Source organism: Trichococcus sp. ES5 (assembly GCF_900067165.1).
Taxonomy (GTDB): Bacteria; Bacillota; Bacilli; order Lactobacillales; family Aerococcaceae; genus Trichococcus; species Trichococcus flocculiformis.
This window is the reverse complement of sequence record NZ_FJND01000003.1, coordinates 178,761-184,788: the sequence shown is the minus strand read 5'-3', so window position 1 is coordinate 184,788 and position 6,028 is coordinate 178,761. Positions and strand designations below refer to the sequence as shown.

The 6,028-nt window shown below is 43.5% G+C and carries 6 protein-coding genes and 1 tRNA gene; 1 reads left to right on the top strand and 6 read right to left on the bottom strand.

The genetic code is table 11. The features are described 5' to 3' along the window. Positions 1 to 263: transposase (locus tag TES5_RS15505; RefSeq protein ID WP_232309275.1), on the bottom strand; the 263-nt coding region annotated here is incomplete at its 3' end. A gap of 210 nt (positions 264 to 473) precedes the next feature. On the opposite strand from TES5_RS15505, the gene TES5_RS15330 reads away from it, so the two are divergent. Then, complete coding sequence (locus TES5_RS15330; protein WP_086988380.1) at positions 474 to 611, top strand: hypothetical protein; 138 nt, start codon at positions 474 to 476, stop codon at positions 609 to 611. Between the two features lie 252 nt (positions 612 to 863). Here the strand turns inward: TES5_RS15330 and TES5_RS04410 are convergent, their stop codons facing one another. The 5 genes from TES5_RS04410 to TES5_RS04390 form a co-directional block, all read right to left on the bottom strand. Beyond that, positions 864 to 1,082 carry a hypothetical protein gene (locus TES5_RS04410; RefSeq protein WP_068560214.1) on the bottom strand — a complete coding sequence of 73 codons (219 nt, stop codon included), beginning with the start codon at positions 1,080 to 1,082 and terminating at the stop codon, positions 864 to 866. Positions 1,083 to 1,260: 178 nt separating this feature from the next. After that, positions 1,261 to 1,333: transfer RNA gene (locus TES5_RS04405), tRNA-Ala, on the bottom strand. Between the two features lie 69 nt (positions 1,334 to 1,402). Next, on the bottom strand, positions 1,403 to 2,185 hold the full coding sequence (locus TES5_RS04400) for a Cof-type HAD-IIB family hydrolase (RefSeq protein WP_072763709.1): 783 nt from the start codon (positions 2,183 to 2,185) through the stop codon (positions 1,403 to 1,405). Beyond that, complete coding sequence (locus TES5_RS04395; RefSeq protein WP_068560211.1) at positions 2,182 to 3,981, bottom strand: ABC transporter ATP-binding protein; 1,800 nt, start codon at positions 3,979 to 3,981, stop codon at positions 2,182 to 2,184. The genes TES5_RS04400 and TES5_RS04395 overlap by 4 nt, the downstream gene beginning before the upstream one ends. Next, on the bottom strand, positions 3,978 to 5,708 hold the full coding sequence (locus TES5_RS04390) for an ABC transporter ATP-binding protein (RefSeq protein ID WP_068560207.1): 1,731 nt from the start codon (positions 5,706 to 5,708) through the stop codon (positions 3,978 to 3,980). Before TES5_RS04390 ends, TES5_RS04395 begins: the two co-directional genes overlap by 4 nt. Positions 5,709 to 6,028: the final 320 nt, after the last annotated feature.

The following is a 6,028-nucleotide window of genomic DNA, read 5'->3' as shown; positions in this document are numbered from 1 at the left end:
CGTAAGATGTTGGCAGATGCATCGGTATCATAGCCTGCAATTAATTGGAAAATCAGTTGTTCAAGGATGGTTTCATTTGAATGTGTAGGTAAAAGACGGGAGTCTTGAAAATGAAGCTCTTTCTCCATCAACTGTTCGAATCCGATTGAATAAAGGAATTCTTTAACTAAAACAAGACCAGCATCCGTGGAGAGATTACCTCCAGTATTTGTAACCGTCATTTTTTTGTTGAAGTTTAGCGTATTTTCGTGTAAAGTTGCCATTGAGAGAACCCCTTTCTTTGGTTGTTGGTAGTACATTAACCATAACAGATTGGGGTTCTTTTTTCACACCTTTTGGGTGTGAACGTGAAATAAAGAATACGTTGATAGAACAACATTTCAAGGTGTTTTCTGAAAACCTATGAATAATTCAGGGTATAATCTATTTGTTGAAGAGATTATCTTTAAGGTCAAGAAAAGTAGGTGAACAAAATGGGAAAATATCAATTAGATTACAAAGGTCAGGCAGCTGTGACGAAGTATCATGAAAAACAGACGCCTGCCAAATTTGACAAAAAGCAGCAACTTGAAAAATTACGTGCGGAGTACTTGAAAAAGAAGCAAAAATAAACAGGTGAACTATATCGGCATTGAAATACCGATCTTCCGGGAACACCCATAGCTTGTCCAGCGAGCGTTTATCTCGCGATTGTGATGCGCGTGGCAGTTTGGAAAGTTCCATTCGCGGATATACACACACACTTAAACCGCTCTGTGCCCCCGCCTACCCTTTTTGCCAATAATTGTAATATGGAGTTTCCATAGAGGTTGCTCCACTTTATTTTGAACACAAAAATGAGTAGCTAATTTTTGTGTTCAAATTTAAAAGACACCGTCGTCCGCGATTATCTCTTTCGCGCGCTCCTCGGTTATCTCCTCAAAATCTGCAGAAGCGTTCATGATGATTTCTTCGTACCAATAATCGGATGCTTCCCAGGTTTTGCTCTCCGGAACATACTTAAACATCCAGTCACCGTATTTCAAAAGGAAATTTTTCCGATTCGTCCTCGTCGTTATATAATATTTTGTTTTTCTCATCATTTCATCTCTTCCCTCTAGCTAGCCTCTTTAAGTTATTGATACACCCGTGCTTATAAATATTTATGCATATATGAATTTTTAGTCTTACATGATCCATTGCATGATCAAAAAAACAGACCTTAGAAAACACAGAAATGGCTCTGTATCAAATTTCCTAGGGTCTGTTAATTTAATTTGATGGAGACGATGGGGCTCGAACCCACGACCTCTTGACTGCCAGTCAAGCACTCTCCCAACTGAGCTACGCCCCCAGAATAACAGGGTATCAATCGCGTTCGGCAAAAACGCCTTATGAATGATATGATACCCTATTATCGCTTCTATATCAAGCCTAATTTTTCAAGTGCGTAGGCAATTCCGCCCGAATTGCAATCTTTTGTGACAAATTTGGCGACTTCCTTGACGGGAGCGACCGCATTTCCCATCGCGACACCATAGCCGACGCTGGAAATGAGTTCATAATCATTGTTTCCGTCCCCGAAAGCAATGGTATCTTCATGCGCAAAACCCAGGTGTTTCGCCATCCACAGAGCAGTTTGTGCTTTGGACCCCGGATTCGGTAACACATCGACGCCGGCGTCGTGCCAACGCACAAAGCGGAATTCCGGAAAAGTGCCGTCTTCATAGATTGCTTTCTCTTCTTCTTTGTAGAACAAAAGTGCTTGATAAAGCGGATTGTTTTGATAGAAAGACACATCGTGGTCAGGGACTTCGAACTCGATGCTGCGCATCGCTTCGTTTGCGTTGTTCTCGATTGATTCATGGCGACGAGCCAGCGCATGCGCTGATTCGTAGACCACCTGATGACCACTCTCATCGGAAACTTGCAGCAATTTTTCGAATGCAGTCAAATCCAATTTATTTTCATACTTTAGTTCATGCTTGAAGTAACCTGCAGCGCCGTTGCAGACGATGTAATTGTCCAATTGGAACGTATCGATGACCTCTCGCGCCAGAAATAGATTTCGCCCTGTCGCTATCGCGATTTCATGCCCGTTCTTTTGTAGTTGGCGCAACGCTTGGACAGTGCTATCAAGTGGCATCTTTTCATCATTCAGCAATGTTCCGTCGATATCAAAGAAAATGAATTTTTTGTTTTTCAAATTTTTTGCTCCTCTTGTTCTGAATCGTTTTTGAATTGGCTCGTATACAAATCGTAGTAAAACCCTTTTCTTTCCAGCAATTCTGCGTGTTTGCCATGTTCGACTATTTCGCCTTGATCCATGACGAGAATCAAATCGGCGTCACGGATGGTGGAAAGTCGATGCGCAATCACAAAACTGGTTCTGCCTTGCATGATGCGTTTCATCGCTTTTTGGATTAAAGCTTCCAGTCTAGTATCTACGGAACTTGTCGCTTCGTCAAGTATTAAGATTTTAGGATCGGCGATAAAAGCGCGGGCAATCGTCAGCAATTGTTTTTGCCCCAAGGAAATATTGGAGGCCTCCTGGTTTATGACGGTATCGTAGCCTGCACCTAAAGTCTGGATGAAATGATGGACATTAGCTGTAGTCGCTGCATCGACAACTTCTTCAAAAGTTGCATCCAGTTTTCCGAAACGGATATTTCCTGTAATCGTGTCCTTATAGAGCCAAGCGTCCTGCAGTACCATGCCGAATTGGGAGCGCAAATCGGCGCGGGTCAGCTCTTTTGTGTCGTGGCCATCTATTTTGATGAATCCCGAATCCACTTCATAGAAGCGCATCAAAAGATTGATCATCGTGGTCTTACCGGCGCCGGTCGGACCGACGATAGCCACAGTTTCCCCGCTTTTGACCTCGATGTTAAAATTCTTGATCAGCGGATTTTCTTTATCATAGCTGAAAGAAACATTTTCAAAAGTGACGTCTCCGCGGATCTCCTTCGGCAAACTCGCTTTCACGGCACCTTGCACTTCCTCTTCTTGGTCAAGGAGATCGAAGACGCGTTGGATGGAAGAAGTAGCCGATTGGATGATGGCCGACAGCTGTGTGATTGTCGAGATCGGTTGGTTCACTTGCCAGACATACTGCACCATAGCCTGCACATTCCCGATCGTCATCACTCCCGCCATCGCTTGCAGAATCCCGAGCACAGCGATGATGATATAGGAAGCATTGGTTACGAGCGCCACAGCAGGTGACAGCAAGCCGGAAATGAAGGCCGCTTTGAAGCCATTCTTTTTCAATGATTCATTGATGGAATGGAAGTCAGCATAAGCATCCTCTTCTTTACCGTAAAGCTTGATGATGGAGAAGCCAGTGAGCGATTCCTGAACAAATCCGTTCAGTTGCCCCAGATATTTCGCCTGTCCGCGGAAATACGGCTGCGACAGCTGCGTGATTTTTTTTGAAAGGGTGCTCGCCAACGGAATCAGCACGACCATGGTAAGAGCCAATTTCCAACTGATCGTGAACATCATGATGAGTGCGAAGGTGATCCCCAAAACAGCATTCAGCACCTGCAGCAAGGATTGTTGCAACGCATTGGCGATGGAGTCGACATCGTTCGTCACTTTGCTCAATATGTCCCCGAATTGGTTACGGTCAAAATAGGCAATCGGTAAACGGTTCAATTTATTGCTCAGATCCTTACGCAGATCATGCATGGCGTCCTGAACAACATCCGTCATGAACAATTGCGAGTAGAGATTGGTACCTTGGTAAAGCAGCGCCCGAACAAAATAGATGAGCAGCACTTTCGACAAATAATCGTAATTGATGCCGGCACCTTCCACGCCTTTCAACATATCCGATACATTTCTGCCGATTTCCGTGATGGCAAATCCGATGATGAAAGGTTCCAGTACATTCAATATCGTCATGGTTATGCTCAAAAGGATGGATCCAAAAAACTTCATTTTATAAAATTTGAGATAGTCCCATACCCGAAGCAACGTTTTTTTGTCCACTTTTTTCATGCGAGTTCCTCCTTACTCATTTGAGAGGATGCAATATCATAATAGATCTCACATTTCCGCAACAGCTCTTTATGGGTTCCTTGGCCTACGACCTCGCCCTCGTTCATCACAATGATCTTATCTGCGTGCATAATCGTGCTGACGCGTTGAGCCACAATGATTACCGTTGCTTTCCCGGTCTCTTTTTTGAGCCGTGCGCGCAAGATAGCGTCCGTCTTGTAGTCCAAAGCCGAGAAGCTGTCATCGAATATATAAATATCCGGTTTGCGGACGATGGCTCTGGCAATCGATAGACGCTGCTTTTGTCCCCCAGAAAGATTGCTTCCGCCCTCTGCCAAATGCTCATCGAAACGTTTTGGTTTGCGCGCAATGAATTCTTTGGCTTGGGAAATATCGGACGCTTCTTCGATTTCTTTTTTTGAGGCATCCCACTTCCCGTAGCGAAGGTTTTCAGATATGGTTCCGGTGAAAAGCAAAGCTTTCTGTGGAATAAAACCGATTTTTTTGCGCAGAGCTTTCAGATTATAGTCGCGCACATCATGCCCATCAATCAGGATATGCCCTTTTGTGACATCATAAAAACGCGGAATTAACTGAATCAATGTTGATTTGCCACTTCCAGTGCTACCGATGAAAGCGATTGTTTGACCTGGTTCCGCCGCAAAGGAAATATCTTTGATCACCGGTGTTCCGGTATTGCCCGGATACGCAAAACTGACTGCTTCAAAAGTCAGATAACCATGCGTCGTGGTTTCCGTAACTCCTTCTTCGTTCGGGGAAATACTGCTGGTTGTGTCCAACACTTCCTGAATCCTCTTCGCTGAAACCGAGGCGCGTGGATACATCATGAAGACGACAGCGAAATTAAGAAACGAAAACAAGGCATGGAAACTGTATTCGATGAAAGCTGTCATGTCACCTAACTGTAGGCTGCCTCCCTCGATTTGCTCGGACCCAAACCACACGATGGCGATGATGATCAAGTTGATCACATGTGAAAATACAGGCTGATTCCAGGCCATCAGACGAAACAGTCTTTTTGAAACTAAGCTGTATGCGTTATTGACTCCCTCAAAACGTTCGGCTTGAAAAGCTTCTTTTACGAAGGCCCTAATGACACGCATACCGGAAAGTGATTCCCTTAAGTTGCCATTTATGTCATCCAGATTTTGCTGTTGCGCCTCAGATAACGGTTGCGATTTCTTGCCGATCACCAAGATCATCACAAGTAGTGCCGGAAAAGCCGGCAATAGGATAACCGATAATTCCGGACTCGTGCGCGCTATCATAAAAGCACTCGCGAACATCATAATGAAAGTCATCAAACCCATACGCAACAGCATCTGGGCAAATTGCATCAGAATGAAAGCATCATTGGTAACCCGCGTCACCAATGATGACACGCCTATGCGATCGTATTCTTCATGAGAAAATGTTTGGATATTTTGGTACATGTCATTCCGCATATCTGCTACCATATTTGTTGTGATTCTTCCGGTTGCATAGGCGACGATGACCCTTCCAACAAAACCGATCAAGACTAAGCCGACCATAAAAACAGTCGTGCGAAGGATGTTCTCCTTCCCTCCGCCAGCCACCGTTTCATTGATCAAACGTGCAAGCATTGTGGGTAAGCCCAGCTCCACAAACACGAATCCAAAAGCTCCCAATACATTCACTAAAAATAATTTGTTATACCGACTGATATAACGCCAAATTAAAGACATTTCGATACACCTACCTTAATAGAAACAATTCTTCAGTTTTTTTCAAGCAAAAAAAGCTTCTACTCTTTTTTTCTCTGGCCTTGTCAAAACCTTCCTATCTAGTCTAGCCATTTTCGCTATTTTAGTCTACAAAAATATTGATTCCTTTTGATAAAAAAAACGAAAGAGAATTGCTTTACTAATGGAAAGGCTTGCACCTCTGCAAAAATGATTTTGCTAGTCATTTCTATACTAACTGCCTTAATTGTGGTAAACTTACAGTATCGATTGTATGAAAAAATACAACTATTGACCAAGTTAACAAACTAAGATTGTAATTT

What these genes read in the sequence shown, in the direction of transcription:
- TES5_RS15330 (WP_086988380.1), top strand. Translation starts at nt 474, where the DNA reads ATGGGAAAATATCAATTAGATTACAAAGGTCAGGCAGCTGTGACGAAG.
- TES5_RS04390 (WP_068560207.1), bottom strand. Translation starts at nt 5,708, where the DNA reads ATGTCTTTAATTTGGCGTTATATCAGTCGGTATAACAAATTATTTTTA.
- TES5_RS04410 (WP_068560214.1), bottom strand. Translation starts at nt 1,082, where the DNA reads ATGATGAGAAAAACAAAATATTATATAACGACGAGGACGAATCGGAAA.
- TES5_RS04395 (WP_068560211.1), bottom strand. Translation starts at nt 3,981, where the DNA reads ATGAAAAAAGTGGACAAAAAAACGTTGCTTCGGGTATGGGACTATCTC.